We start from the raw sequence: 1,501 nt of genomic DNA on the forward strand, positions 1-1,501 counted from the left end.
TCATCCGTGGCATCCAGCTGTTGCTGCTGCGCCAGCGATGTTTCGACCTCGAGATCAAAGCGCCTCTTCACCGAGGCATCCAATGCACACTGCCTGAAGTCGCGGGTGTATTCATGGGATTTCTGCAACACCAGCTCGGTAATCGACATCTTCTGCGTCCGCATGGCCGACAGCATTCTGGCCGAAGCGGTCAACTCGGGGTGATGGATCACTTCGACCTGTTTGCTCAACGCCTGGGTGTACGGCTTGTCGCGATTGCCATTATCCAGGATCTCACAGATCTCCTGCATTTGCCCGCACAGCATCAGCGCCCATTGCCGCAGCGGAACCTCCCGCCCATTGTCCAACAGCTTCAGTCCCGGGTCCCTGCCTCGATTGGCCACCGACAACGCATTCCCGCTAATCTCCTCATGCTGCTTCAAGTCATGCCCCGCATTGGGCTGGAATAAACAGAAAAGACTCAACGCTTCCAGAAAGCGCATGGTCTCGATCGAAATACCCGCAGGCTCGAACAGATCGACATCCACCGCGCGTATTTCAATATACTGAATTCCCCGGCTTCCCAGCGCCTGCAGCGGCCGCTCATTGGGTCGCGTCGGCTGCTTCGGCCGCACCGAAGTGTAATACTCGTTCTCGATTTGCAGGAAATGGGTATTCAACTGCCGGTACTGGCCGTCCACCTTTGCCCCGATCCTCTCGTAGCCGAGATAAGGGATCGTAGTCGCCCGGCGCAAGTCACGGATGTACTCCTCCATACTGTTAAAGGAAATATGAAACATCGATTGAACCGGATTCAAATAGCCGATCTCGCTCATCCTCAAAGAAGTCGCGTAAGGCTTGTAATAGGAAGTCTCATCGAACTTCTCCAAGGTGCGGGCATGCGCAGACTGACGACTATCAATGAAGCTCTTGCCGACCGCCGGGGACGAACCGAACAAATACAGGATAAGCCAGCCATAACGCTGCAAGTTCCTGATCATTCCCATATACGCCTGCGTCGTGAACGATTGCAGATCGCCGGAATGCTTCATGAAATGCTGGTATTGGGGCCAGAATGGCTCGGGCAGCGAATAGTTGAAATGGATACCGGCGATGACCTGCATGCAACGGCCGTAGCGGTAGCTCAACCCCCGCCGGTAGATATGCTTCATCCTCCCCACATTGGAGGTACCATACTCGGCAATGGGAATGGCCGAATCCCGCAAATCGCCGATCGGCATGCTGGCTGCCAGCAACAATTCATCACCGATGTGCGCGCAGACGTATTGATGCAAATCCGTCAGAAACCCCAGCATCTGGCCTGTATCCGCCAATGCCGGCGTGATCAATTCCAATAGTGCCTCGGAATAATCCGTGGTGATATGCGGATGCGTCAATGCAGCCCCGAGCTGACGCGGATGAGGCAGTTGCGAGAGGGCTCCGGCGCGGGTGATGCGCAGGCTTTCCTTCTCGATCCCTTTCAGACCACCCACTAATACAGGCCGGAGGGATGCGTCAATGG

1 protein-coding gene is annotated in these 1,501 nt (G+C 55.6%); it reads right to left on the reverse strand.

The features are described from left to right. A partial coding sequence (gshA, locus tag BLO43_RS16200; protein ID WP_175444003.1) for a glutamate--cysteine ligase occupies positions 1-1,501 on the reverse strand: 1,501 nt, incomplete at both ends.

The sequence above is a fragment of the Nitrosospira sp. Nsp13 genome (assembly GCF_900101945.1).
GTDB classification, from domain to species: Bacteria; Pseudomonadota; Gammaproteobacteria; order Burkholderiales; family Nitrosomonadaceae; genus Nitrosospira; species Nitrosospira multiformis_D.